Here is a 24,841-nt window from a genome sequence, read left to right on the forward strand (position 1 = left end):
ACGAACCCGGTGCCCTGTTCTCCTGTCCGGCACAATGTCCCCACCGATTCGGCTGGGGGGACTGGATGGGCTGCGAGTTCAGGGTGCTGGGGCCGCTCGAGGTCGTCAAGGACGGCGTGGTCGTGCCGATCGGGGCCGGCAAGCTCAGGTCGCTGCTCGCCACGCTGTTGGTCCGGTACGGCGATAACGTATCGGCCGACGAGCTGGCGCGGGTGCTGTGGCCGGAGTCCTCGCCAGCCAGCCCTCGACGGGCGGTCAACACCTACGTCACGCGGTTGCGCAAGGCGCTGACCGAGGGGCTCATCCACACCACTCACGACGGCTACCGGTTGGAGGTGGGGCCGGACTCGCTGGACCTGATCGCGTTCCGCCGCCTGCTCGACCAGGCACGCACCGCGCCGGATCCCGTGCGGGAGCACAGGTTGCTGAGCCAGGCGCTGGAGCTGTGGCGTGGCGCGCCGCTGTCCGACGTCGACGTCGAGCACGCGGGACTCGCGGCGCTGGTCGAGCTCCACGTCGCGGCGGTGGAACGACGCGTCGAGCTTGACCTGGAGGCCGGCCGCGCGAGTGCCGTGATCGGGAAGTTGCGCACGCTCACCGAGACCCACCAGCTGCGGGAACGGTTGTGGGGCCTGCTGATCCGCGCCCTGCGCCAGGCGGGCCGGACCGGTGAGGCGATCGAGACGTACCACCACGTCCGGCTGCTGCTCGTCGACGAGCTCGGCATCGACCCGAGCCCCGAGCTGAACCAGAACTACCTCAGCGTGCTCGGGTCCACTCCGCCGGTCGTGTCCCAGGCGGCGCCCGCGCGGGCGTGGTACCTGCTGCCGCCCGACCTGGGCGACTTCACCGGGCGCGACGCCGTTCCGGACCAGCTCACCGCACGGCTGACCGCGCCGGGCATGCCGATCGTCACGCTCGTAGGGCCTCCAGGAATCGGCAAAACCGCGCTTGCGGTGCACCTCGCGCACCGCCTGGAGGACGTGTACCCGGACGGGAGGCTCTTCGTCGACCTGCGCGGCTACGCGACGCGGCCACCGGTCAGCGTGGAGCAGGCGCTCAGCCTGTTCCTGCGAGCGCTGGGCGTGCCGACCGATGTGGTGCCGCTCGACCACGAGGGGAAGCTGGCGCTGTTTCGCTCGATGGTGTCCGGCAAACGAGTGCTGGTGGTGCTCGACAACGCGGCCGACAGCGATCACGTGCGCGCGCTACTGCCCTCGTCGTCCGGCTGTGCGGTGCTGGTGACCAGCCGCGACGAGCTGCGCGGCCTGGCGGTCACGCACGGGGCGCGCCGGGTCGGCCTCGACGTCCTCACGACCGCGGAGGCGCAGGCGTTGCTGGTGGAGGTGCTCGGGGAGGAGGCGGTCGACGCCGAGCCGCATGCCACCGCCGACCTGGTCGACCTGTGCGCGTCATTGCCTCTCGCGTTGCGCATCGCGGCGGCGAACATCGCCGGCGCACCTCACGGCTCGATCAGCGGTCAGGCACAGGACCTGCGCGAGCGCCGGTTGGACGCGCTTGTGGTCGACAACGACGTTGTTGCGGTCCGCAGTGCGTTCGACCTTTCCTACGCCGCGATGCACCCGTTGGCACAGCGGATCTTCGGGCTGTGCGGCCTGGTGCCCGGTTCCGACTTCACCCCGGACATGATCGCCGTGATGGCCGGCATCGACGTGCGCGAGGCGGCGGTCGCGTTGCGAACGCTCGCCACCGGTCACCTGGTGCAGCAGCGCACGCCGTTCCGCTACCAGTTGCACGACCTGCTGCGGCTCTACGCCGGGGAACGGGCCGTGGCCGAGGACGCAGTGCCGCGGTTGCTGACCTGGTACCTGTCCGTCGTGCACACTGCCGCCGACTTGCTCTACCCCGAGATGGCCCGGCTGCCTGGGCCTCGCGCCACCGTGCCGTTCTCCGACGCCCAGTCCGCACTGGCATGGCTGGACGCGGAGCGCGCGAACCTCGTGGCCGCTATCCGGCACGCTGCCGAGCACGGTCAGCCGCAGTTCGCTTGGCAGCTCGCCGACGCGCTGGGCGGGTACTTCTGGATCCGGACCGACGGCACGGAATGGCTTGCTGCGGCGACCTTTGGCCTGCGCGCCGCCGTCGAAGCCGGTGACGACCAGGCGCGAGCGGCGATGTTCCACAGCCTCGGCACCCTCTACGCCGGCCGGTGCGAGTACGAGCGCGCGATCGAGTTCTACGACCAGGCGCTGCGAATCGCACGGGAGCTCGGAGTCCGGTCGATCGAGGTGGCCACCACCAACAACCTCGCCATCGTCCTGCAGGACCAGGGCCGGCTCGACGACGCCATCCGCCTCTACGCGGACGCGCTCGACGTCGGCGACCACGCCACCGCCGTGACAGTACGGGTGAACCTCGGGTCGGCCTACTGGGAGATGGGACGGCTGGCGGAAGCTCACACCCACTTCCGCACGGCCCGGAAGTTGTTGCAGCACACGACGTCCCGGCAGGCGGAGGTGGAGGTCTTGGACGGCCTGGCCCGAGTGGCTCTGGATGAGGGCGATCACCTCTGCGCCGCCGCACACGCGCGGGAAGCACTCGAACTCGCCCGGTCAACCGGCCAGCCGCGCTTGATCGCGGAAGCACACAACACGCTGGGTACCGCCGCCCTGCACGGCGGACAGCCGGAGGAGGCGACCATTCACCACACCAACGCGTTGAGGACAGCCCAGGAGGTGGGCTTCGGTCGCGCTCAGGTGTCCGCCCTGATCGGTCTCGCCAATGCTCGGCGCGCGTCGGGTCACCTGGACGAAGCACTGGCGCTCTGCGAACAGGCGCTGAGCCTCGTGATCGCGGCCGGTCTCACCCTGCGCCGCGGCCGTGTGCTGCATGCGTTGGCGCAGGTGCACTCCGACCTCGGCCACGACGAGAAGGCGCTCGACCTCGCGCAGCAGGCGTTGCGTGTGCATCGGGCGACAGGTCACCGGCTCGGAGAGGCGCGCTCCCTGGGGCTGCTGGCGAACGTGTTGGCACGCTTGCAAAGCGTCGAGTCCGCGGGATCCCACCGAGCGGAAGCTGAGGCGCTGTTCGAGGCCATCGGAGCCGCGCACACGGACGTGGACTACACCGTGAAACTGGTGAACGACCGCGTTTGATCGAAGCCTACAGCGGCGAGGTCGCCGCGGCGGATCACGAAGCAGCCATCGTAGAAGTTGCATTCCGTGAGAGGTGTTCGTGGCGGCCGCCAGACAAGCCGGACTGGGCAGCGTTAGTCGCCACGAACACCTCACCGTAGGTTGGCGGGACCGTCTCGGCGGAGTCCTCCACGAGTATCGGTATGCCGCTTGGTCTGTGCGGACGTAATTTTCGGCACGCACACGGCTGTGCGTGCCGGTGATCCAGCGGCGAGGAGCGCTGAGACGGCGCCTCCCATGGAGTTCCCCGGCGAGGATGACGGGTTCGCCGACCTGTGAGGTGCCAGAACTCCGCACACACGCGCTGAGCTGCGGTGGTCGGGCACTATTGTTTGGTCGGCATGATCGTGGGCGTGGCGCTGCGACTGCTGTACTTCGTCTTTGTCCGGCAGGGTGGCTGGCTGGTTTTGCTCGGCCGGTCCTCGGCGGCCAAGGACGTCGAGTTGTTGGTGTTGCGGTGGCATCGGCGCTTGGTCGCGAAGAAGTGGACCTATCCGAACCGGAGTGGTCGGCCGCGGATCGATGAGGCCGTGGTGGCGTTGATCGAGCGGATGGCGCGGGAGAACACGGGCTGGGGTTACCGCCGTATCCAAGGTGAGCTGCTCAAGCTCGGCCATCGGACGGCCGCGTCGACTGTTCGCCGGGTGCTCAAGCGGCTTCGGATTCCGCCTTCGCCTACTCGGAACTCCGACACGTCGTGGCGGCGGTTCCTGCGCGCTCAAGCGGGGAGCATGCTGGCGTGCGACTTCCGCTACGTCGACTGCGCCGTTACCGTGAAGCGGGTGTGCGTATTCTTCGTGATGGAGGTCGGCACCCGCTACGTCCACATCCTCGGCACCACCACCAACCCTGACGGGCGCTGGACCACAGAGCAGGCTCGCAACCTCCTCATGGAGTTGGACGACCGGGCCAGCGAGTTTCGTTTCCTGGTTCGTGACAGCGCAGCCCAGTTCATAGCGTCGTTCGATTCCGTTCTCACTACAACCAGCGGCGACCACACCGAGCGCGACACCACACTCCACCACGACCCGATCACCCGACCGGAGACCCCGGCTGTAGAGCCGTACGTCGCCGGCGAGTGCTTGGCGGCTTGATCAACGAGTACGAACCTGCAGCAGCTTGATTCGCAGATCAGGCCCGTTGAGCCATGTTTTGGCATCCCACACCCTGTGCGGGGCTGGCCTCAGGCTGGCGAACCCGCTCAGATCGGACGCCTCGTCATAGACCGACATGATCTTCTCGGCCGAATCATCCACGCGTATCGCCATGCGCCTTGACTTGCACGGACGTAGTTTTCGGCACGCGCAGGGGTGAAGACGCTCTGGTCGCACCTCGGCCGCCCTCACTGCACGAGCACCCGAGGACGGTCAGGCGCCGGACAGGGCGGTCGCGAGCGCGCGTGGTGTCGGGTTGCGCATCAGGTCCACGAGCCGCAACGCGATGCCGTCCGCGCGCATCTCGGCGATGACGTTCACCGCGTGCAGCGAGTTGCCGCCGACGACGAAGAAGTCGTCCTCCGGGCCGACGTCGGTGCCCAGCACCCTGGTCCAGATGTGCCGGATCCGGTCGCCGAGGTCGCCGGCCACCGGCGCGGAGGGTGCGGACACCGGCTCCGGCAGCGCCGACTCGTCGAGCTTTCCGTTGACCGTCAACGGAAGCGTGTCCAGCACGGTGATGGTGGCCGGGGTCATGTACGCGGGCAGTGACGCCCGTGCGTGCGCGGCGACGTCCTCGACGTCCACCTGATCCGACGGCGTGACGTAGGCGTCCAGCCGTGCCGTGTTGGGGTCGTCCGCGACCGCCCTGCGCACCACCACCGCCGAGGAGTGCACGCCGGGATGCGCCTGCAGCACGGCGCGGATCTCGTCCAGTTCGATGCGGTGGCCGCGGATCTTGACCTGGCTGTCCAGCCTGCCGAGGTGCTCCAGGGTGCCGTCGGGGAGCAGCCTGCCGAGGTCGCCGCTGCGGTACATGGTCCCGCCCCGGAACGGGTCGGCCGGGAAGCGCGCCGCGGTCAGTTCGGGCCGGTTGAGGTAACCGAGCGCGACGCCGGCACCGCCGACGTGGATCTCGCCGGACGTGCCGGGCGGGACGAGCTCGCCGAGCTCGTCGAGGACGTAGACGTACCAGCCGGGCAGCGGCCTGCCCACCGACCGGGAGCCCACCTCGGCGAGCGTCCGGGTGACCGTCTGTTCGGTGACGTGCACCGTGGTCTCGGTGATGCCGAACATGTTGACCACGCGGCAGTCCGGATGCGCGTCGAACCAGGGCAGCAGGCTCCTGGTGTCGAGCGGTTCGCCGCCGAAGATCAGCAGCCGCACGCCGATCTCGTCGTGCGGCACCGCGAGCAGCTGCGCGAACGCCGACGGGGTCTGGTTGAGCACGGTGACGGACTCGGCGAGGAGGAGGTCGCGGAACCGCTCCGGGTTCCGCGAGTCCACATAAGACACCACGACGAGACGGCCACCGGTCAGCAGGCAGCCCCAGATCTCCCAGACGGAGAAGTCGAACGCGCTCGAGTGGAACAGGGTCCACACGTCGCCGCCGCCGAGCCGGTACTCGTCCCGGGTGGACTCGACCAGCCAGGTCACGTTGCGGTGCGGGACGACGACGCCTTTCGGCTCCCCGGTCGAGCCCGACGTGTAGATGACGTACGCCGGGTCACCGGGCTCGACCGCGGCGGTGCGGCCGTCGGCCGCCAGCGCGCGGACCTCATCGGGGGTGACTGTCTTCGCCGGCACGTCGAGGTCGACGAGCTTGGTGATGACCACCTTCGCGCCGGTGTCGCGAACCGTGTGCGCTCGCCTGTTCAGCGGGTAGGACGGATCAGTGGGCGCGTACACCGCGCCCGCCTTCAGCACCCCGAGCAGCACGGCGACCAGTTCCGCGCCGCGGTCGAGGCACACGACCACGATGTCGCCCGGTGCCACGCCCAGGGCAGCCAGCCCGCGGGCCACCTCGTCGGCGTGGCGGCCGAGCTCCGCGTAGGTCAGGCTCGTGGTGCCGTCGGTGACCGCGACCGCGTCCGGCGCGGTGGCGGCGACCCGGTCGAACGCCGAGGTGATCGTCGCGGGCTCGGCGGTCACCGACCGCGGGGACACGCCGAGCGTGATCAGGTCGGGATCGGCTGTGCGGGTCACCGCGCTTCTCCTCCGTGGACGGACGTGTCGATGAGCGACAGCACCGGTTCGACGCTCTCGGTCAGGTACATGTGCCCGCCGGGCATCTCGGCCAGCACGAAGTCCCGGCTGGTCGAGCCGGCCCAGCCGGCGGCCTGGTCGACGGAGACCAGCGTGTCCGCCTTGCCGACGATCGCCGTGATCGGCACGGGCAGCGGTTCGGCCGTGCCGGGTTCGTAGCGCTCGAACATCTCGACGTCGGCGCGCAGGGTCGGCAGGATCAGCTCGCGCAGCTCCGGATCGGACATCGCGGCGTCGGTGACCCCGGCGAACTCCGCGACCTTGGCGAGGAACGCGTCGTCCGGCAGGCCCGTCGCGCCGAGCGAGCGGTTCTCGCCGGGCGCCGCGGCTCCGCTGACGAACAGCGCGGCCACGGTGACGTCCGGTGCCCCGGCGAGCCGGTGCGCCAGCTCGAACGCGATCAGGGCGCCGAGGCAGTGCCCGAACAGCACCACCTCGCCCGCCCCGGCCAGCGTGGGCATCAGGTCGTCGACCACGGCGTGCACGTCGCGCAGGGGTTCCACGTCGACGCGCCGTTCCCTGCCGGGCAGCAGCGCGGGCCGGATGTCGAAGCGGTCGCCGCACAGCGGCCGCCACGCGTGGTAGTACGACGTGCCGCCGCCCGCGTAAGGCAGGCAGATCAACGGTGTCGGCATCACGGCCCCGCTCCTGTTCATTCCCGCGGCAGCAGCGCGTCGTAGCGGATCGGCAGGCTGCGCAGGCCGCGGCTGGTGGAGTTGTCGAACGCCCACTCGAGCTCGGCCGGGTCGACCGCGAGCCGCAGCCCCTGCAGACGCCGCAGCAGGGTCGGGAACGCGATCGAGCCCTCGACCCGGGACAGCGGCGCGCCCGCGCAGAAGTGCGGTCCGTGCCCGAACGACAGGTGCCGGTTGGCCTGCCGGGTGATGTCCAGCTCGCCCGGGTTCTCGAACACCGCCGGGTCGTGGTTGGCGGCACCGAGCAGCACGTGCACGAAGCTCTGCTTCGGGATCTTCACCCCGGCCAGCTCCATGTCCTCGGTGCTGATCCGCAGCGTGCCGCGGAAGACCGGGGACTCGAACCGCAGGAACTCCTCGACCGCCGACTCGACCAGCGACGGGTCGTTCTTCAGCAGCTCGAACTGGTCGGGGTGCGCCAGCAGCGACGACATGCCGTTGCCGATCAGGTGCGCGGTCGTCTTGTGCCCGGCGATGATCAGCAGCACGAGGTTGGAGATCAGCTCCGCCTCGCTGTAGACGTCGTCCTCGTCCGCCGCCCTGATCAGCACGCTGGCCAGGTCGTCGCCGAGGTTCTTCCGCCGGTCGGCGAGCAGGCCGACGAGGTACTCCTCGACCTTGTCGCTGGCGCTCTTGAGCATCCGGTTGCGCTCGTCGTCCGGGTACGGCGCGTTGCTGAGCAGGACGACGTCGTGCTTGACCTGGCCGCGGTCGTCCGGCGGGATGGCGAGGAACTCGCTGATGACGTTCATCGGCAGGTCGAACGCGAACGTCATCAGGTCGAGCTCACCGGACTGCGGGAACCGGTCGATCAGGTCGTCGGTGATCCGCTGGATCTTCGGCCGCATCATCTCCATGCGCCGCGCGGTGAACGCCTTGCTGACGAGCTTGCGCAACCGGGTGTGGTCGGGCGGGTCGGCGTTGAGCATGTGGTGCACGAGGATCGGGCTCGCGTCCTTGAGCTGCTCCTGGAACCAGTCCGGTGCCGCGGAGAGCTGCTTCGACAGCCGCGGGTCGCCGAACGCGTTGAGCGCGGTCTCGTAGTCGGCGACGACGTACGCCTCCGCGCCGGGCGGGTGGTTGATCTTGTGCACCGGGCAGTGGCTCCGGACCTCGTTGTCCCAGCCGTGCACGTCGTCGCCGGGGTTGTTGAAGAACTCGGGTGGCAGCGTCTGGTCCGGGGTCCAGTCCTGGTGGGCGGACACGGAGCTGCCGTTGTCGACTGCGGTCACGGCTTGACTTCCTCCAACTGGTGCGGGCTGGGCAACGAGCGCATGGTCGGCGTGAAGCTGACCAGTGCGATGAGGGTGGCGACGGTGCAGATGGTGCCGAAGACGACCGACGGCCCGCCTGCGTCGAAGAGCTTGCCGATGGAGAACAGGCCGATCGGCTGCACGATGAGGGACAGGAAGAACACGGCGCCGAGCACCCGTCCCTGCGTCTTGTCCGGGGCGAGCACGGCGACGTACGAGAGGGTGAGCGCGGTCATGATCGGGCCGCGCACGAACACGAGGCCGACGAGCAGGCCCATGACCCACAGGCTCGGCACGAACGAGAGCAGCAGCGCGGCGATCGGGCCGATCCAGGCGGCGTAGAAGAAGATGTAGCTCGGCTTGACCCTCTTGAGCACCGGCGCGGCGATGAACGCGCCGGTGATGCCGCCGATGCCGGCGCAGGCGACGGCCAGGCCGATCAGGGCGGTCGAGTCGCTCTCGCTGTGCCCGGTCGCGGCGATCGCCAGGAACACGCCGGTGTGGTTGAACACCATGTTCGACCCCATGGTCCACAGCAGCGTCCAGAAGAGGATCGGCTGCCGCCGGATCACCTGGAAGCCTTCCTTGGCGTGGCGCTTGCCGTCGTCGACGCCCACCTGTTCGGTCTGCAGCGGCTTCTTGATGAACAGCAGCAGCACCGACGACAGCACGAAGGCGACCGCCGCCCCGAGGTAGGGGAACGCGCGGCCGACGGCGAACAGCGCACCGCCGACCGGCGGGCCGATCAGGGTCGCGCCGAAGAACCGCACGGTGTTCTGCGACATCGCGGTCGTGACCTGCTCCGGCGGCACCAGCGCCTTGATCGCGGCGATGCCGGCGGGCTGGGACAGGCTGAGGAAGACCGCCGAGGCCATCGCGATCACCAGGATCAGCACCAGGTTGACGATGCCGGCGGCGATCAGCAGGCACAGCAGGCCGAGCAGCACGGCGCGGACCAGATTGCAGGTCAGCAGCAGCCGCTTGCGGTCGAACCGGTCGGCGAACTGACCGGCGGGGATGGACACCAGCCCGGCGACGACCACCTGCAGCGCGGCGATGAGACCGGCCCAGGTCGCGGACCCGGTCGTCGCGAGGATGAGCAGCGGGTAGGCGAACTCCGCCGTCTCCTTCGCGATGGCCGCGACGGCCTCACTCGACCACAGCGCCTGGAAGTTCATGTTGCGCCGCAAGGGGACGACGGCCTCGGCGGTGGCCTCGGCGCCGGGCTCCGCGGGCGCCGACGGGCTGTTGCTGGTGGACATCAGGTCTATCCCCGTTCATCGATCGGTCAGACGTGCACGCAGCGTGGCCGCGAGGCCTGACACGTGCGGGGCGGTCAGCATCGACCAGTGGTCGCCCACCGCGCGGTGGGCGCTGACCTCACCGGAGTAGCTCCCGGCGAGCTTGTGGCGGATCCGGCCCAGCGCCGGGTCGCCGGTGTCCACGAGGAACACGGTGGCGGCACAGCGGACCGGGCGCGGGCGGTAGCGCAGCAGCGCCGTGACGTTGGCGGTGAACCGGGTCCTCAGCACCCGGTCGCGCACCCGCGAGCCCTGCGGACCGCTGCCGAGCACGACGGTGCCGAGCACGCGCAGGCTGCCGGCCAGGTAGCCGGGGTCCGCGCCGATCGGGCGGTTCGCCGCGGGCGGGAAGCCGTCTAGCCCGATCAGGTGGTCGACGACGGCGCCCGCCGCCTCGAGTTGCCGCGCCACCTCGTGGGCGACGACGGCGCCGAACGACCAGCCGCCGAGGGTGTACGGCCCGTCCGGGTCGACGGACCGGATGGCGGCGACGTGCTCGGCGGCCAGCCGCTCGATCCGTCCCCGCGGGCCGGGTGCGGGATCGCCCGCCGCCGGGGCCACGCCGTACACGGGCCGGTCGAGGAGTGGGGCGAGCTCGCGGTAGGGGAGCACGGTGCCGAACGCGTCCGCCACCAGGAAGACCGGCCTGCCCTCCGGCGCGGGATCGTCGTGCAGCGGCACGATTCCCGCCGCCAGCCGCTGTTCCACCGCGCTGCCGGCCGCGGGACCGGCGAGGCGCACCAGCGTGCCGAACGTGGGTCCGGCGGCGAACTCGACGGGGGAGACGGCCTGCCCGGTCCGGTCGCGGACGCGGCCGAGCAGCGACACCACCATGAGCGACTCGCCGCCGAGCTCGAAGAAGTCGTCCTCCTCGTCCACAGAGGACACACCGAGGGTGGCGCACCACAGCTCGGCCAGGAGTGCCCGGCCGGTGGCGGCGGCGCTTCGCGTGACCGGACCCGCTGTGACGGGCCGGTGCGCGGGCGTTTCGTCGTCGGGACTGGTATCGGCGAACGGGTGCGGCGGCAGCGAGCACAGGACCGGTGGCTCCGGCTCGTCGGCGGCCACCAGACCGGTCAGCGCCTCGTCGGCGCCGAGCGCCCAGAGCGCGCCGACGGCGGACAGCAGCGCCTTCTCGCCCGGTCCACCGGGCCGGTGGCGGTCGTCGTCCGTGCTGTCACCGCCGGACTTGCCGAGCAGTGCGATCGTCGTGGGTCCCGCTGACCAGTCCGGGTGCTTGCGCAAGGTGCCGAGCATCGACGTGCCGGGTCCCAGCTCGAGGAACACGGTCAGGTCCTCGGCGAGCACGGTCGCCGCGCCACCGGTCAGGCGCACCGGGGCGAGCAGCTGGCCCGCCCAGTAGCCGGGGCCGAGGTCCTCGCCCGCCCAGGTACCGGTCTCGTTGGCGATCAGCCGGACCTTCGGCCGGGCGGCCGCGTGCCGGCGACCGCGGCGCGCAGCGATTCGGCGCCTCGCGCATGGCGGGCGAGTGGAACGCGTGCTGGACGGCAGCACGCGGACGTCGAGACCGGTGAGCGCGGTCCCGGCCAGCAGCGCCTCGACGGCCGCCGCCGGACCGGACAGCACGACCTGCCCCGGTCCGTCGATGGCGAGGGTCACGCCGTGGCCGGAGCCGATCCGGTCGAGCACTTCCGCGGCCGGGGCGGACACCGCGATCATCCGTCCCGGCGCCGACGCGGCCATGGCGGACGCCCGCGTGTGCACCAGGCTCGCCGCGTCCGTCGGTGCCCACACCCCGGCGAGGGTGGCCGCCACGTACTCGCCGATGCTGTTGCCGAACAGGACCGAGGGCCGGACGTTCCAGTCCCGCAGCTGCTCGCCGAGCGCCCAGCCGAGCGCGAACAGCCCGACCTGCTGGTGCACGGTGGACCGGAACCACTCGGCGGGCGGCGGTGCGGCGGCCACGAGCGGACCGAGGTCGACGTCGTGCGCCACCGACACGTGCTTGGCGATCAGGTCGAAGTGCTCGCGGAAACCGGGGAGCAGCCGGTACGCGCTCGCACCGGCGTTGTCGCGCAGCGTGCCCTGCCCCGGGAAGAGGAAGGCGACAGCGCCGGGCCGGGCGGGTGCGCCGTCGCCGGCCGAGTCGCCGAGGGCGTGCAGCGCCCGGCCCGCCTCGTCGTTCGTGCTCGCGACGACCGCGTGCCGGTACGGTGCTGCCTGCGCTTCGCCAGTGTCCAGGCGGCCGCGGCCACGTCGGTGCCGGGTTCGGTGACGCGCTCGGCGAGGTCGTGGCCGGTTCGGCGCAGCGCGGACGGGGTCGCGGCGGACACCGGGAACACCCGGTACCCGGACCGGGACCGCTCAGCGCGCCGCGGTGCCGCTTCCAGGACCGCGTGCGCGTTGGTGCCGCCGACACCGAAGGAGCTGACCGCCGCCAGCGGTGTGCCCCGGTCCGGCCACGGCTCGACCTCGGTGCACACCCGGAACGGCGTGTTCTCCAGGTCCAGCATCGGGTTGGGGCGGGTGAAGTGCGCGGTGGGCACGAACCGGCGGTGGTGCAGCGACAACGCGGTCTTGATCAGCCCCGCCACTCCGGCCGCCGCGCCGGTGTGCCCGATGTTGCTCTTGATCGCGCCGAGCCCGCACCAGCCGGCAGCACCGCTCGCCGCGCCGAACGCGTCGGTGAGCGCGGCGACCTCGATCGGGTCGCCGATCCGCGTCGCCGTGCCGTGCGCCTCCACGTAGTCGACGTCGGCGGGATCCGTGCCGCCGACGTGGTGGGCGTAGCGGATCACCTCGCTCTGCCCCGACAGCGACGGCGCCGTGTAGCCCATCTTGTCGGAACCGTCGTTGTTGATCGCCGAGCCGCGGATCAGCGCCACGATCCGGTCGCCGTCGCGCAGCGCGTCGGACAGCCGCTTGAGCACCACGACCCCGACGCCCTCGCTCGGCACGGTGCCGCCGGAGTGCTCGTCGAACGGACGGCAGCGGCCGTCGGGGGAGAGGATTCCGCCCTCTTCGTACAGGTAGCCCCACTCGTCGCGGGGGATGACCGCGACGCCGCCCGCGAGCGCCACGTCGCACTCGTACCCGGCGAGGGCGCGGGCGGCCATGTGGGTGGCGGTCAGCGAGGTCGAGCACGCGGTCTGCACGGTGACGGCGGGACCGCGCAGGCCCAGCTTGTACGCGACCCTGGTGGCCAGGAAGTCCTTCTCCCTGCCGATCACGGTCGCCAGTTCGCCCTGGCCGCTGTGCACCCGTGCGTCGACCACGTCCGCGCCCGCGTACACCCCGATCCAGCCGGGGAAGCGGGTCGGGTCGATCCCGGCGTCGTCGATCGCCGCCGACGCGCACTCGAGGAAGATCCGCTGCTGCGGGTCGATGCTCGCGGCCTCGGTGCGGGAGTAGCCGAAGTACGTCCAGTCGAAGTTCGCCGAGCCGGTGAGCACGCCTCGTGCGGCGACGAACCCGGGCAGGACCGCCTGTTCGCGGGCGGCGCCGCCGGACAGTTCCGCGGGCGTGTAGTGCCGGATGCTGTCCGACCCGGCCACCAGGTTGGCCCAGAGCGCGCGGACGTCGCCGGCACCGGGGTAGCGGGCCGCCATGCCGATGATCGCGACGGTGTTCTCGCCGTTCATGCCGCGGGCTCCCCGACGGCGAGGTCCAGCGGGAGGTGGTCGAGACCGACGTAGGAGATGTTGGGACCCCACACGGCGGGGGCCGCCGCGAGCCGCGCGTCCGGGAACCGGATCGCGAGCCGCCGCAGCACGGTCGCCGCCTCCAGCCGGACCAGCGGCGCGCCGACGCAGTAGTGGGCGCCGAGCCCGAACGCGAGGTGCGGCCCGGCCTGTCCGTCGTCGGAACCGGTGACCGGGCCAGTCTCCTTGATCGGGCAGGTCTCGGCGGACTCGGTGAACACCGTGGTGCCCACCGAGAGCGGGACGAACACCAGGTCGCCCTCGGCGAGCCGGGCGCCCGCGAACGTCATGTCCTTCGTGACCACCCTGGCGACGTTGCGCAGGGGCGGCCGGGTGGCGAGCACAGACTCCACGAACCGGGCCGTCACCGCGGTTTCGTCGTGCTCCGCCGCGTGCCTGAGCGCCTTCCACGTCGCCGCGTCGGCCAGCGCGGTGTGCACGCACGAACCGAGCAGGGCCGCGGTCGTCTCCAGCCCGCCGAAGAGGATCATCGCCAGTGTGGCGGTGGTGGCCGCCCGGTCCTCGGCGGTGTCCGTCGGGAATCGCGCCCACAGCGCGGAACCGGTGAGGCAGGCCGACATCTCCCGCATCACCTCGCTCGCCCGCTCGGCGTGGTCGCGCCGGTACATGGCGGCGAGGAACGCGGACAGGTGGCGCGACCAGGTGTGCAGCACGTCCGGCCCGACGTCGATCCCGACGATGTGGGCCATGACCCTCCCGGAGACGCCTTCGGCGACCACGGGCACGAAGTCCGGGGCCTGCTGGGCCGCCAGCTCGTCGAGGCACTCGTCGACGATCGTCTCCACCTGCTGCTCGAGCGAGCGCACGGCGCCGGGGGAGAACATGCGCTGCACCGGCTTGCGTCGCGTCGTGTGCTCGTCGCCGTCGGTGTGCACGAACCACAGCCGGACGAACTCGGTCAGCGCGTGGTAGTCGGCGCGGGACCCCTCGCTCATGTACAGCTCGCTGAGCCGGACGGAGGTCCGCGACGAGAAGTCCGGGCTGGCGAGCACCTTCCCGGCGAGTGCCCGGTCGGACACCACCCAGCTCTCCAGCCCGTCGTCCCAGCTGAGCCCGTCAGGCATCGGTACCGGCCTTCTCCACGAGTGTCACGAGCCCGCTCGGGGTCGGCGCGAGCAGGAAGTCGCGCAGGCGCACCGAGACGCCGAGCTGCTCGCGCAGGAGCCGGATCAGCCGCACGGCACCCATCGAGTTGCCTCCGCTGATGAAGAAGTCGGTGTCGGGGCCGACGTCGGTCGCCGGGCTGTCGAGCGCCAGCACGAACAGCGGGAGCACCGTGGTGAGCCCCTCCGGTTCGGCGGCGGCCGGCGCCGGTGCCGCCGGCCTGCTCGCTGCCCCGGCGGGCAGCGCGTGGGTGATGATCGCCTTGCGGTCGACCTTCCCGTTGTCAGTCACCGGGATCTGGTCGACCATTGCCCACAGGGTGGGGACCATGTAGCCGGGCAGCCGCTCGGCGAGCCGGTCCCGCAGCGCGGTCGCGGTGACCTGGTCGTCCACGGTGACGACGGCGGCCACGATGCGCTTGTCCGCGCTGTCCGCGTCGGTGACGACCACGACCGCGTCCTTGACCGCGTTGTCCTCGGTGAGCGCGTCGGCGACCGCGGACAGTTCGATCCGGTAGCCGCGCAGCTTGATCTGGTGGTCGCGCCTGCCGAGGAACTGGATCCGTCCTCGCGTGTCGAGCCGCACGAGGTCACCGGTGCGGTAGAGCCGTTCCGGTACGTCGGGGGAGAACCGCCCGAACGCCTTCGCGGTTTCCGCCGGGTCGTCGAGGTAGCCGTCGGCGAGTCCGGCGCCCGCCGCGTAGAGCTCGCCGATCCCGCCGGGCGGGACGAGCCGGTAGCGGTCGTCCAGCACGTGCACCCTGGTGCCCGGCACCGGCGTGCCGATGGGCAGCGGGCCGTCGACCTCGTCCGCGGCGCGCACGGTGTGGGTCAGGGTGAAGGTGGTGTTCTCGGTCGGTCCGTACCCGTTGGTGATGATCAGGTCGGGATGCCTGGTGAGTGCCTTGGCCACGTGCTCGTGCGGCACGACGTCGCCGCCGGTGACCAGCTGGCGCAGGGTGGCGAACGCCTCCGGCCGGAACTCCTCGACCAGCCGGAACAGACCGGCGGTCAGCCAGGCGACGGTGATCTCGCGATCCAGCAGGAACGCGCCCAGCTCGCCCGGCGACGGGATGCCGGCCGGGTAGACCTCCAGCGTGGCGCCGTTCAGCAGCGCGCCCCAGATCTCCAGCGTCGACGCGTCGAACGCGAGCGGCGACAACCGCAGCATCCGGTCGCCGGGAGCCAGCCGGACGAAGTCGGGTTCGTGGACGAGCCGGGTCACCGCGCGGTGCGGGACGCACACGCCCTTGGGCAGTCCGGTGGAGCCGGACGTGAACGCGACGTAGGCGAGCGCGTCCTGGTTCGCTTGTGCGCCAACGGGCTCGCCGGTCCAGTCCGGCGTCCACGACGCGCAGAGCGGTACACCCCTGTCCGCGAGTCCCGCCGGGCCGGGCCCGGCGACCAGGGCCGCGCGAGGTGCCGCCTTCGCGAGGATCGCGTCGAGCTGCGCACGCGGCTGGTTGAGCTCGACGCCGACGTACGCCGCGCCGGCGAGCACGATGCCGAGCAAGCCGACGATCTCCGCGACGGACCGCTCCAGGCCGACGAGCACCCGGTCGCCCGGCCGCACCCCCAGCTCCCGGAGCAGGGCGGCCTGGTGGCCCGCCGCGGCGGCCAGCTGCGCGTAGGTCAGTTCGTCGTCGCCGTCGCGGACCGCGACCGCGTCCGGCACCCTGGCGACCACGTCGGCGAACAGCTCACCGAGCCCCTTGGCGGGGAACTCCTCGCGGGTCCGGTTGAGCGCGTCCGCCAGCGCGAGCCGTTCAAGCGACGTGCACCGCACGTTCGCCAGCACACCGGTCGTGTCGCCGGTCAGCGCCTCGACGGCCGACCGGTAGTCGGACGCGAACGCCTCCGCCTCCGCCCGCTGCCAGACGCTCGTCGCGTACTCGAGCTGGCCGAGCAGCGTCGGCTCCGACCGGCCGAACAGCAGCGACACGTCGAACTGCGCGCCGCCGCCGTGGCCCTCCTCGACGCGCACGGTGACGCCGCCCGCGTCGATGCACTGCGGGATCAGTGTGTCGTGCAGGCCGAAACTGGCCTGCACCAGGGGATGCGCCCCGAGACCGCGCTCGACGCCGAGCAGCGTGACGACCTCCTCGAACGGCAGGTCGCCCATGTCGATGCTCTTCGCGAGCGACTCCTGCACCGACCGCAGGTACCCCGCCACCGGCAGGTCGTCGTCGATGTCCACCCGGACCGGGACGAGGTTGCCGGTCACCGCGACGAGCTCGGTCAGCTCGGGGGAGTCGCGGCCGAGCAGCGACACCCCGATCACCATGCTCCTGGCACCGGTCCACCGGCCGAGCGTGAGCGCGTAGGCCCCGAGCAGCACGGTGAACGGCGTGACGCCGGCGGCACGCGCCGCCGCCGCCACCCCGGGGCTGACCTCGGTGCCGAGGTCGACCGGGAGCCGGTCTCCCGCGGGGTCCTGGACGGCGGGGCGGGCGAGGTCGCCCGGCACCTCGAGCACCGTCGGCACACCCGCGAGGTGCTCGCGCCAGAAGTCCGCCTGCCGGTCCCACGTCCCGGCGTCGCGGTCGGCCGCCTGCTTGGCCAGCAACACCGAGATGTCGGGACCGTCTCCGGTCACCGGCGGCGCAGTGCCGTCGCGCAGCGCCGCATAGCGCCCGAAGACCTCCTTGAACACGAGTCCGATGGACCACGCGTCGAGGACGATGTGGTGGGCGAGCAGGACGACGGCCTGCCCTCCGGACCGGTTCTGGACGAACAGGAACTGGTACGCGGGCCGGGCGGCGAGGTCGAACGGGCACCGGCCGCGCTCCGCGGCCAGGGCGCGGACGAAGGCGGGGAACTCCTCCGCCGGGCCGTCGTGCTCGACGTCGTCGAGCCGATGCCGGTACGCGGGGTCGACCACCGGGGTGACCTCGTCACCCTGCTCGCGGTAGACCGTGCGCAGACCGGGGTGCCGCGCGACCGTGGCGGCGAGCGCCCGGTCGAACAGGTCCCGGTCGAGCTCGCCCTCCTCGACCACGCAGCTGAACACGAGGTTGTAGGGGGAGCCGCCGAGCACTCGCTCGGTCAGCCACATGCCCCGCTGGCTGGGGGACATCCGGTGCGGCGGGCTCGAAGGCACCGCCGTGTCCCGCGCCCCGGCCGGCGGGGTCTCCCCGCCGGAGCCGAACCGCGCCAGCACGTCGGCCAGCGGCGTGTCGGACAGCAGGTCGGCCACCGGGATCCGGAGACCTGCGTGCTGCTGTGCCAGGGCGGCCAGCCGCATGGCCCGCAGCGAGTCTCCGCCGAGGTCGACGAACGACCGGGCGGACAGCGTCGCCGGGGTGAGCTCGGTTTCCAGCACGCTGCCCGCGTGCTCGACCAATGACACCGCTCGTCCTCCTACGGGCACACGCGTCAGCGAGGGGAAAGAAAGGGTGGGGAAGAAAACGGGAGATTGTTTCCGGGGAGTGGGACCCTACGGACGGGAGAACCGGGATCCCTGCCCGGAACGGGCGGCGTCGAGGAGTTGTTCCCGGCTGTACCCGCGGAAGCCCGGAGTCCGCGCGGGAGACTCGACCAGAAGTTCGGCGTGACCGCGGACGGTGCCCGCCCGGAAAAGGTCGACGGTGCGCAACGAAAGTCCGGTGCGCTGGTTCAGCTTTTCGACGAGCATGGCGAGGCGCAATGAGTCGCCACCCATGTCGAAGAAAGTGCTGTCGTCGTCGATTTCGCCTATTTGGAGTACTTCCTGCCAGACCGAGCGTACGATGTCCCGTCTCTGGTCGGCATTGGACAGGTCGATGCCGGACAATTCGGTCACAGGGTTCCCTCCGGTGCGGTCGCGAGGTCCGCGGCGCTCTGCCGCAATTTCCCGAGAAGTTCTTCGATGGTGGCCGGATCGAACAGCTCGACCAGGAAGTCGAGCGCGAGCGTGATCCGGTCGCCCTCGGCGTCGCGGTCGACGCGGACGAACAGGTCGAGGTCGTACTTGCCGTAGACGCTCTTCAGCGGCCAGTAGTGCCCGGAGGTCCCCGGCGCCAGCTCGATGCGTTTGGGCAGGTCGTCGACGTTGACGAGGATCGGGGTGAGCGGCGGCCAGATCTGCCGGCGGCCGGGGTTCAGCGCCGCGGCGATCGCGTCGAGCGGGACGTCGGAGTCGACGAACGCGCCCATCGCGGACGCGCGCGCGATGCGCAGCAGGCCGCGCCAGGTGGTGTCCTCGTCGAACGTGATCCGCAGCATCAGCGTCGCCATGTACATGCCGATCGCCTCGGCGGTGGCGGGGTCGTCCCGGCCGGGCCAGCCGAACGCGATCAGGAAGTCGCGCTGGCCGCTCGTGCGGGACAGGGTGCCCGCGAGCAGGGCGACCGCCGTCATGAACGGCGTACACCCCTCCTGAGCAGCGACGGCGAGCACCCGCGCGCTCAGATCGGCGTCCAGCGTGGTCGACAGGTTCGCCGCGACGATCGACTCCGGCTCCGCCACCGGCGGCCGGTCGTAGGGCAGGTGGACGGTCGTCGGAGCACCCCGCAGGCGCTCCAGCACCTCGGCGATCCGCTCGGGAGAGCGCTGCTGCCGCACGGTGCCCGGCACGTCGGCGGGATGGATGGCGGGGGTGAGCACGGGGTCTTCGCCCGCGAGCAGGGCGCGGTACACCGTGACGATCTCGGGTACCAGCAGGTTCCGCGACCAGCCGTCGAACGAGATGTGGTGCATCGTCAGCACGAGCAGCGTGCGGTCGTCGTCGACCTTGATGACCTCGGCGCGCACCTGTGCCTCGGTCGCGAGGTCGAACGGGGTCCAGCAGAGCACCTCGACCAGGTGGTCGAGCTTCTCGCCGGTCCAGCCGTCGGCACGCGCGTCGATGAAACCGACGTGCCCGGGTTCACCGTCGGTCGAGTACTGGACCTGACCCGTCGAGGTGTCCAGCCGGAATCGCGACCGCAATGCCGGATGGCGCGACAACACGAGCCGCAAGGCGTCGACGAGAATGGTGTGGTCGACCGTTCCGGAGAAGTCCAGTACGGACGGGATCAGGTAAGTCGGCCGCAGTCGTTCGTCTGTATCGAGTACCCAGATTCCTTGCTGAACAGCAGTCGCCTCATACCAGACCCCAGTCTGCACATGGTTGTACGGCAATCGTGTTGCACCCCATTTGAAATACCAATGCTTGCGCACCGGTATAAGCCCCAGACCCCAGTCGGATCTTCAACGGCACTGTGCCCCGTTTGCGTGCCGCCCGATCCGGTGGAGACGCTAACTCGGGCCCGGAGAAGTTGTCAACGTGTCTTGCTCGCTACTTCCTCCGCTGTTACTCTCCGGTCCTTGCGGCCCAGGGCGGGTGCCGCCATCTTGGTGAAACCGCGCAAATCGCTACGTGTGCGCCGATCACCTGTGTTACTTCTCCGTTCTGCCTCTCCCATATTTTGCCTGAACGCACACGTGCGCCACGAGTCGCGAATTCACAGACTTGGAACAGGGGATCCCGAGCCAGTGACCACGCAAAACGCTGTCATTTCGTCATGTCCTGTACACCGTGCCGGCTCCGACGACCTGGTCGACCTCGTCGGCCCGACGTTGTACGCGGGCGATGACACCTACGCCGTGTGGCAACGAATGCGCGACCACGACGGCCTCCTCTGGCACCAGGTGGACGAGCGGCGGGGGTTCTGGTCCGTTGCCAGGTTCGCCGACGTCGACCTGGTGCTGAGCGACTATTCACTCTTCACATCCGAGCGCGGCACGCTGCTCAACCTGCTGGGCACGGACGACCCGGCAGGCGGCACGCAACTCGCCGTCACCGACCCGCCCCGGCACACGGAGATGCAGGGACGGCTGAAGAAGGCGCTCGCCGTCAAGGCTGTCGAGCGGCAGCGCGACATGATCCGGGGCAAGGTCCTCGGGCTGCTCGAACCGCTCGCCGACGGCGGCGTCTTCGACTTCGCGCAGGCGATGCTGATGCTGCCGATCGCGGTCATCGGCACGATGATGGACCTGCCGAAGGACGACTGGGAGTGGCTGACCAGGATGAACATCGCCTGCGTCGCCTACGACGACCCGGACTTCCAGGACCCGGCCGACCCGTCGATGACGCTCACCCTCGCGCACCAGGAACTGCTGGGGTACTTCCAGGACCTCGTCCGCCACCGCCGGGACCACCTCGGCGACGACCTGGTCAGCGTGCTGATCAGCACGCCGTTCGAGGGCAGGACCATGTCCCTCGGGGAGATCCTGTCGAACTGCTACAGCGTGCTGCTCGGCGCGCTCGTCACCACCCCGCACTCGCCGAACTACATGATGGCCCAGCAGATCGGCACCGGTGTGATCGAGGAGTGGGCGGCGCACCCGGAGGTCGGCCCGACCGCCGTCGAGGAGGCGCTGCGGCTGGCGTCACCGGTGCACCACTTCCTGCGCTACGCCACGAAGGACGTGGAGGTGGCCGGTACGAAGATCGCGGCGGGGGACCCGGTGGTCGCCTGGCTCGGCGCGGCGAACCGGGACGAGCGGGAGTTCCCCGACGCGTCGAAGTTCGACCTGCGCCGCAAGCCGAACCGGCACCTCGCGTTCGGCGCGGGCCCGCACTACTGCATCGGGCACAGCGTCGCCAGGGTGACATTGCGCGTCCTGTTCGAGGAGCTGTTCCAGCGCTACGAGAACTTCAGCCCCGCCGGCACGCCCGAACGGCTGATCTCCAACTTCGCCTGCGGCTACAAGCGGGTCCCCATCACCGCGTCCGTGCGCACCAGGCCCGGCGCGTGACCGGCGCGAGCGTCACCAGCGGCTGGGCGCGTTCGTACGCGAACCGTCCCGACGCGACCGTCCGCCTGTTCTGCTTCCCGTACGCGGGTGGCACCGCCTCCCTGTTCCGCACGTGGCACACGGCGTTGCCCGAGACGATCGAACCGGTCGCCATCCAGCTCCCCGGTCGGGACGACCGGTTCGACGAGCCACCGCACGAGCGCATGGACCCGCTGGTCACCGACCTCGTGGAAGCGCTTACCCCGTTGCTGGACAAGCCTTATGCGTTGTACGGGTTCAGCATGGGCGCGAGAGTCGCCTTGGCGTTGGCACACGAAGTCTCCTACCGCGGCCTTCCCACGCCGAGGCGCCTGTTCGTCGCCAGCAGCGCGGCGCCGGCGTTGCGCAGGCCGGTCCGCGGCTGGGACGAACCGGAGGAGGGCCTGGTCGCGTACCTGAGAGATCTCGGTGGTACGCCGCCGGAACTGTTCGACAACCCGGACCTGCTGGAGCTGTTCCTGCCGTCCCTGCGCGCGGACCTGACCGTGGTCGGCACCTGTCCGGTCGTGCAGACGACTCCGCTCGACGTGCCGATCCGGGCGTTCGCCGGGGAGGCCGACGCCGAGGCGCCTCCGGCGCGGATGCGCGACTGGGCGAAGGAGACCTGTGCGGGCTTCGAACTGACCACTCTGGACGGTGGGCACTTCTTCCCGGAGGAGGAAACCGCGCGGATGATGGAGATCATCGGCGCGGACCTGCGGGACTGAGGCCGGGCGGCTCGCGCCGCCCGGCCTCGCCGCACTACATCGCCGCGTCGAGCGTGGCTCGCTGCTCGGCGGTCAGGTCGAGGTCCACAGCCGCGAGGCTCTCGTCGAGCTGCGCGATCGACGAGGCGCCGACGAGCGGGATGATCGGCAGATCGCCGCCCATCAGCCAGGCGAGCACCACCTGGTTGGCCGTGGCACCGGTCTCCTCGGCGACGGCGCGCACGGCGGCCAGGCGCGGCTCGGTGCCCGCGTGCTCGAAGAGCGGGCCGAGCGGCCGGTCGTCCCGGACGTACGCCCCGGACAGCAGTGGCGTGTAGGCGACGAGCGTGAGCTCGGGGTTCGCGCGCAGGTAGCTGAGCACCTCGCCGGTGGTCAGGCCCTGGTTGCCGTCGGGCGACCGGCGTCCGGGAAGATCGGTGCGGGCGCGCAGGTAGCTGTGGTGGTACTGGAGCACCTCGTAGCCGGGCAGCCCGGCCCGCGCCGCGGCGGCACGGGCCTGCTCGACCCGCCACGTCCAGTGGTTGCTGACACCGAGCAGTCCGACCACGTCCTCGGCGACGAGGTCGGCGAAGCCCTGCACCGTTTCCTCCACCGGCACGGTCGGGTCCTCGACGTGCGCGTAGAGCAGGTCGATCTTCTCCACGCCGAGCAGTTCCCTGCTCCGCTCGGCCGACTTGCGGATCACCGCGGCGGAGAGCCCCTCGATGTTCTCCTGCTTGGCGGTCTCCGCGAAGTCGAGGCCGGCCGCGATCGGCCGTCCGCCGAGCTTCGTGGCGATCACGACCTCGTCCCCGACGCCCCGGCTCTTGCGCCACCGCCCGAGCAGTGCCTCGCTCTCCCCGCCCTGGGTCGAGTTGATCCAGAACGAGTAGTTGTTCGAGGTGTCGACGAACGTGCCGCCGGCCTCGACGTACCGATCCAGGATCGCGAACGACGTGGTTTCGTCGGTCTCCGTACCGAACCGCATGGCGCCCAGTGCCAGAGCACTGACTTCGCGCTGAGCCGCCCCGTGACCGATCGTGCGATGCCGCATCCAGTTCCTTCCCCAGGTGTTGTTCCCTCTGGGGCGTCACGATACCCGAGTGCGTTCGCCGCTGTGATACCGCGGTGGGGCGCGGTCCGTGAAATTGCCGGTTCGATTCCGGCGCTGTTCCCACTTGTCATTCGCCGACTGTTCTGCCAGGTCAGGGCGTTGTGACGGGCGTGTTGGCCGATGTTTCGCGGCCGCCTGAATGAGGTTTGAGCGACGGCCGACGCGGCTTCATCTCGGGTCGGCGCAGTCAATTCGCGTGCTGACGTGCCGCTTTTCCCGTTCTCCGTCCGATGTGGATTTCCGCCGAGTCCGGAACCCGGTCTTCCCTCCGTCCACATCGGAGGGAAGACCGGGTTCCGGCCGTCAGATCACCTCGGAGTGGAGCTCCACGGTGCCGCCCTTCGTCCTGGCGGTCATGATGCACATCAGCGCCTTGGCCGCCAGCTCCTCGCCGACCTCCAGCTCGGGGCCGGTCTCGCCCTCGATCCGGTAGAAGCCGGAGGGCTTGCCGTTCGCGTCCCAGTCGGCGGAGTACCGCCTGCGAGTTCGGCCTGCCGTTCACGGTGGCGACCAGGGGGCCGCCGCTGTCACCGAGCAGATTCCCGTGCCGGCGTCCTGCGCGCACAGCACGCTGGCGCCGTCGACCCGGTGGTCGAGCCGCTACACCACCACCTGGGCAGCGACGAGCTCGCCGGCGTGCTGCGTTACTTGGTCACCCTGGTGACCCGGCCGCACCACGACGGCGGCATGCTGTTGCCGGGCTGGTGGGTGATGCGCGACCCGGACACGACCATGCCGACACCGGGCGGACATGCGAACTTCGGCATGGCCCACGGCGCGGCGGGCCTGCTGTCGCTGCTCGCCCTGGCCACCGTGTGCGGCCGGCTGGTCGACGGCCAGCACGAGGCCATCGCCACCCTCACCCACTGGTTCGACCGGTGGTGCCAGGACGGACCGGCCGGACCGTGGTGGCCGCAATGGATCACCCGCGAGGAGCTGCGCGCGGGTCGGCCCGCCTGCGCACATCCAGGCCGCGTCTCTTGGTGCTACGGCGCGGTTCGTATCGCCCGCGCTCTGCAACTGCTGCGCTCGCCACCGGCGACCCACAACGCCAGCACGCCGCCGAAGCCGCGCTGGCCGCGAACCTGACCGGCACCCACCTCGACCGGATCACCGACGCGGGTCTGACGCATGCGGTCGCGCAGCGGGCCACCTTGCTTGAGGATCTCCTCCAGACTTGGCGGCGCTGGTGCTTCCGCCGACACGTCCTCCAGCGGCGGAGGAGAGGTCTCGGTCTCTGGATCGTGGAACCGCAGACGTAGATGGTGGACCGCGGCTGTGGTCGGCATGAGTTCCACGGGGATGAACGATCTGGGCTTGGCAGTCGTCATCCAATGAGCCAGCTGCTTGTTGATGTCGCGCAGCAAGGCTTCGAGTTCCCGCTCCTCGACGACGTCGTGGTTGACGATGTGATCCCGCAGGGTGGAGCTCACGCGGCTTCGCCTGGTGAGCACGTCATCGATGCCTTTGCGGATCACCGCCACAGTGCTGAGGAAGTCACGCTGCTCCGACGCTGTGAGCACGACCGAGAACGAATGGTTCAAGATCGCCTGGAGGTCCTTCTTGAGATCGAGCAAGAGCTTGTCGTCGGGCAACAGCGTGAACGCGCCTTCGAACGCTCGTCCCTCCGGAGTTGAAGACATCAACTCGTCGGTCTTGCTCAGGTACTCGTCGAGCACCTCTCCGATCGGGCGGGCAAAGTTCTGTTGCCCGGGGTCAAGAAATTTCGCGGCGAACTGCCGGACCGCACGTTGATCTGGAAATCAGACCCATCTGCGGCACGCACTGCCCGAGTACGAGCGGCACCACAACGAGCACCGCACCACCGATCACTCGCCGCCGCGGCACCCCTCCGGGGCCGGCCTCAGCCCTCCGAGCTCGATCAGAGCGAA

Annotated in this window: 18 protein-coding genes; 5 read left to right on the forward strand and 13 right to left on the reverse strand. The window is 70.6% G+C overall.

The genetic code is table 11. From position 1 onward, the window contains the following. The first annotated feature begins 65 nt into the window (after window positions 1-65). Window positions 66-3,116: an AfsR/SARP family transcriptional regulator gene (locus tag BBK82_RS35860; RefSeq protein WP_065918925.1), complete on the forward strand. Its 3,051-nt coding sequence runs from the start codon at window positions 66-68 to the stop codon at window positions 3,114-3,116. 392 nt (window positions 3,117-3,508) lie between these two features. Then, window positions 3,509-4,249 (forward strand): hypothetical protein, encoded by a 741-nt coding sequence (locus tag BBK82_RS35865; RefSeq protein WP_237047748.1) that lies wholly within the window; start codon window positions 3,509-3,511, stop codon window positions 4,247-4,249. Here the strand turns inward: BBK82_RS35865 and BBK82_RS52000 are convergent, their stop codons facing one another. The 11 genes from BBK82_RS52000 to BBK82_RS35905 form a co-directional block, all read right to left on the reverse strand. Beyond that, a complete protein-coding gene (locus BBK82_RS52000) occupies window positions 4,250-4,423 on the reverse strand; it encodes a hypothetical protein (protein WP_170067840.1) in 174 nt (57 codons plus the stop codon). Between the two features lie 99 nt (window positions 4,424-4,522). Continuing rightward, complete coding sequence (locus BBK82_RS35870) at window positions 4,523-6,295, reverse strand: amino acid adenylation domain-containing protein (RefSeq protein ID WP_065918926.1); 1,773 nt, start codon at window positions 6,293-6,295, stop codon at window positions 4,523-4,525. Beyond that, window positions 6,292-6,990, reverse strand: coding sequence for a thioesterase II family protein (locus tag BBK82_RS35875; RefSeq protein WP_065921613.1), 699 nt, complete (start codon window positions 6,988-6,990; stop codon window positions 6,292-6,294). The genes BBK82_RS35870 and BBK82_RS35875 overlap by 4 nt, the downstream gene beginning before the upstream one ends. Window positions 6,991-7,007: 17 nt before the next feature. Continuing rightward, window positions 7,008-8,282, reverse strand: coding sequence for a cytochrome P450 family protein (locus BBK82_RS35880; protein ID WP_237047749.1), 1,275 nt, complete (start codon window positions 8,280-8,282; stop codon window positions 7,008-7,010). Next, on the reverse strand, window positions 8,279-9,565 hold the full coding sequence (locus BBK82_RS35885) for an MFS transporter (protein ID WP_065918927.1): 1,287 nt from the start codon (window positions 9,563-9,565) through the stop codon (window positions 8,279-8,281). Before BBK82_RS35885 ends, BBK82_RS35880 begins: the two co-directional genes overlap by 4 nt. A 15-nt stretch (window positions 9,566-9,580) precedes the next feature. Beyond that, window positions 9,581-11,644, reverse strand: a complete 2,064-nt coding sequence (locus BBK82_RS50920; RefSeq protein WP_335618126.1) for a thioesterase domain-containing protein — start codon at window positions 11,642-11,644, stop codon at window positions 9,581-9,583. After that, window positions 11,578-13,206 (reverse strand): beta-ketoacyl synthase N-terminal-like domain-containing protein, encoded by a 1,629-nt coding sequence (locus tag BBK82_RS50925; protein WP_154697696.1) that lies wholly within the window; start codon window positions 13,204-13,206, stop codon window positions 11,578-11,580. The genes BBK82_RS50920 and BBK82_RS50925 overlap by 67 nt, the downstream gene beginning before the upstream one ends. Continuing rightward, window positions 13,203-14,351 (reverse strand): cytochrome P450 family protein, encoded by a 1,149-nt coding sequence (locus BBK82_RS35895; RefSeq protein WP_065918928.1) that lies wholly within the window; start codon window positions 14,349-14,351, stop codon window positions 13,203-13,205. Before BBK82_RS35895 ends, BBK82_RS50925 begins: the two co-directional genes overlap by 4 nt. Further along, window positions 14,344-17,739, reverse strand: coding sequence for a non-ribosomal peptide synthetase (locus tag BBK82_RS35900; RefSeq protein ID WP_065918929.1), 3,396 nt, complete (start codon window positions 17,737-17,739; stop codon window positions 14,344-14,346). The genes BBK82_RS35895 and BBK82_RS35900 overlap by 8 nt, the downstream gene beginning before the upstream one ends. 87 nt (window positions 17,740-17,826) lie before the next feature. Next, window positions 17,827-18,171, reverse strand: a complete 345-nt coding sequence (locus tag BBK82_RS52005) for an acyl carrier protein (RefSeq protein ID WP_170068021.1) — start codon at window positions 18,169-18,171, stop codon at window positions 17,827-17,829. Continuing rightward, window positions 18,168-19,529, reverse strand: a complete 1,362-nt coding sequence (locus BBK82_RS35905) for a condensation domain-containing protein (protein WP_335618003.1) — start codon at window positions 19,527-19,529, stop codon at window positions 18,168-18,170. Before BBK82_RS35905 ends, BBK82_RS52005 begins: the two co-directional genes overlap by 4 nt. A 315-nt stretch (window positions 19,530-19,844) precedes the next feature. Between BBK82_RS35905 and BBK82_RS35910 the strand changes: the two genes are divergently transcribed. Beyond that, a complete protein-coding gene (locus BBK82_RS35910) occupies window positions 19,845-21,110 on the forward strand; it encodes a cytochrome P450 (RefSeq protein WP_154697698.1) in 1,266 nt (421 codons plus the stop codon). Continuing rightward, window positions 21,107-21,856, forward strand: coding sequence for a thioesterase II family protein (locus tag BBK82_RS35915; RefSeq protein WP_065918930.1), 750 nt, complete (start codon window positions 21,107-21,109; stop codon window positions 21,854-21,856). The genes BBK82_RS35910 and BBK82_RS35915 overlap by 4 nt, the downstream gene beginning before the upstream one ends. A 34-nt stretch (window positions 21,857-21,890) precedes the next feature. Here the strand turns inward: BBK82_RS35915 and BBK82_RS35920 are convergent, their stop codons facing one another. Continuing rightward, window positions 21,891-22,889 carry an aldo/keto reductase gene (locus BBK82_RS35920; RefSeq protein ID WP_065918931.1) on the reverse strand — a complete coding sequence of 333 codons (999 nt, stop codon included), beginning with the start codon at window positions 22,887-22,889 and terminating at the stop codon, window positions 21,891-21,893. 648 nt (window positions 22,890-23,537) lie between these two features. On the opposite strand from BBK82_RS35920, the gene BBK82_RS48085 reads away from it, so the two are divergent. Next, a complete protein-coding gene (locus BBK82_RS48085) occupies window positions 23,538-24,038 on the forward strand; it encodes a lanthionine synthetase LanC family protein (protein ID WP_071812749.1) in 501 nt (166 codons plus the stop codon). On the opposite strand, the gene BBK82_RS35930 is transcribed toward BBK82_RS48085, so the two are convergent. After that, window positions 23,936-24,628, reverse strand: a complete 693-nt coding sequence (locus BBK82_RS35930) for a DUF3375 family protein (protein ID WP_065918933.1) — start codon at window positions 24,626-24,628, stop codon at window positions 23,936-23,938. The genes BBK82_RS48085 and BBK82_RS35930 overlap by 103 nt on opposite strands. Between the last annotated feature and the right edge of the window lie 213 nt (window positions 24,629-24,841).

This window comes from Lentzea guizhouensis (genome assembly GCF_001701025.1).
Taxonomy (GTDB): domain Bacteria; phylum Actinomycetota; class Actinomycetes; order Mycobacteriales; family Pseudonocardiaceae; genus Lentzea; species Lentzea guizhouensis.

What these genes read in the sequence shown, in the direction of transcription:
- BBK82_RS35860 (WP_065918925.1), top strand. Translation starts at nt 66, where the DNA reads ATGGGCTGCGAGTTCAGGGTGCTGGGGCCGCTCGAGGTCGTCAAGGAC.
- BBK82_RS52000 (WP_170067840.1), bottom strand. Translation starts at nt 4,423, where the DNA reads ATGGCGATACGCGTGGATGATTCGGCCGAGAAGATCATGTCGGTCTAT.
- BBK82_RS35885 (WP_065918927.1), bottom strand. Translation starts at nt 9,565, where the DNA reads ATGTCCACCAGCAACAGCCCGTCGGCGCCCGCGGAGCCCGGCGCCGAG.
- BBK82_RS50925 (WP_154697696.1), bottom strand. Translation starts at nt 13,206, where the DNA reads ATGAACGGCGAGAACACCGTCGCGATCATCGGCATGGCGGCCCGCTAC.
- BBK82_RS35895 (WP_065918928.1), bottom strand. Translation starts at nt 14,351, where the DNA reads ATGCCTGACGGGCTCAGCTGGGACGACGGGCTGGAGAGCTGGGTGGTG.
- BBK82_RS35875 (WP_065921613.1), bottom strand. Translation starts at nt 6,990, where the DNA reads ATGCCGACACCGTTGATCTGCCTGCCTTACGCGGGCGGCGGCACGTCG.
- BBK82_RS35920 (WP_065918931.1), bottom strand. Translation starts at nt 22,889, where the DNA reads ATGCGGCATCGCACGATCGGTCACGGGGCGGCTCAGCGCGAAGTCAGT.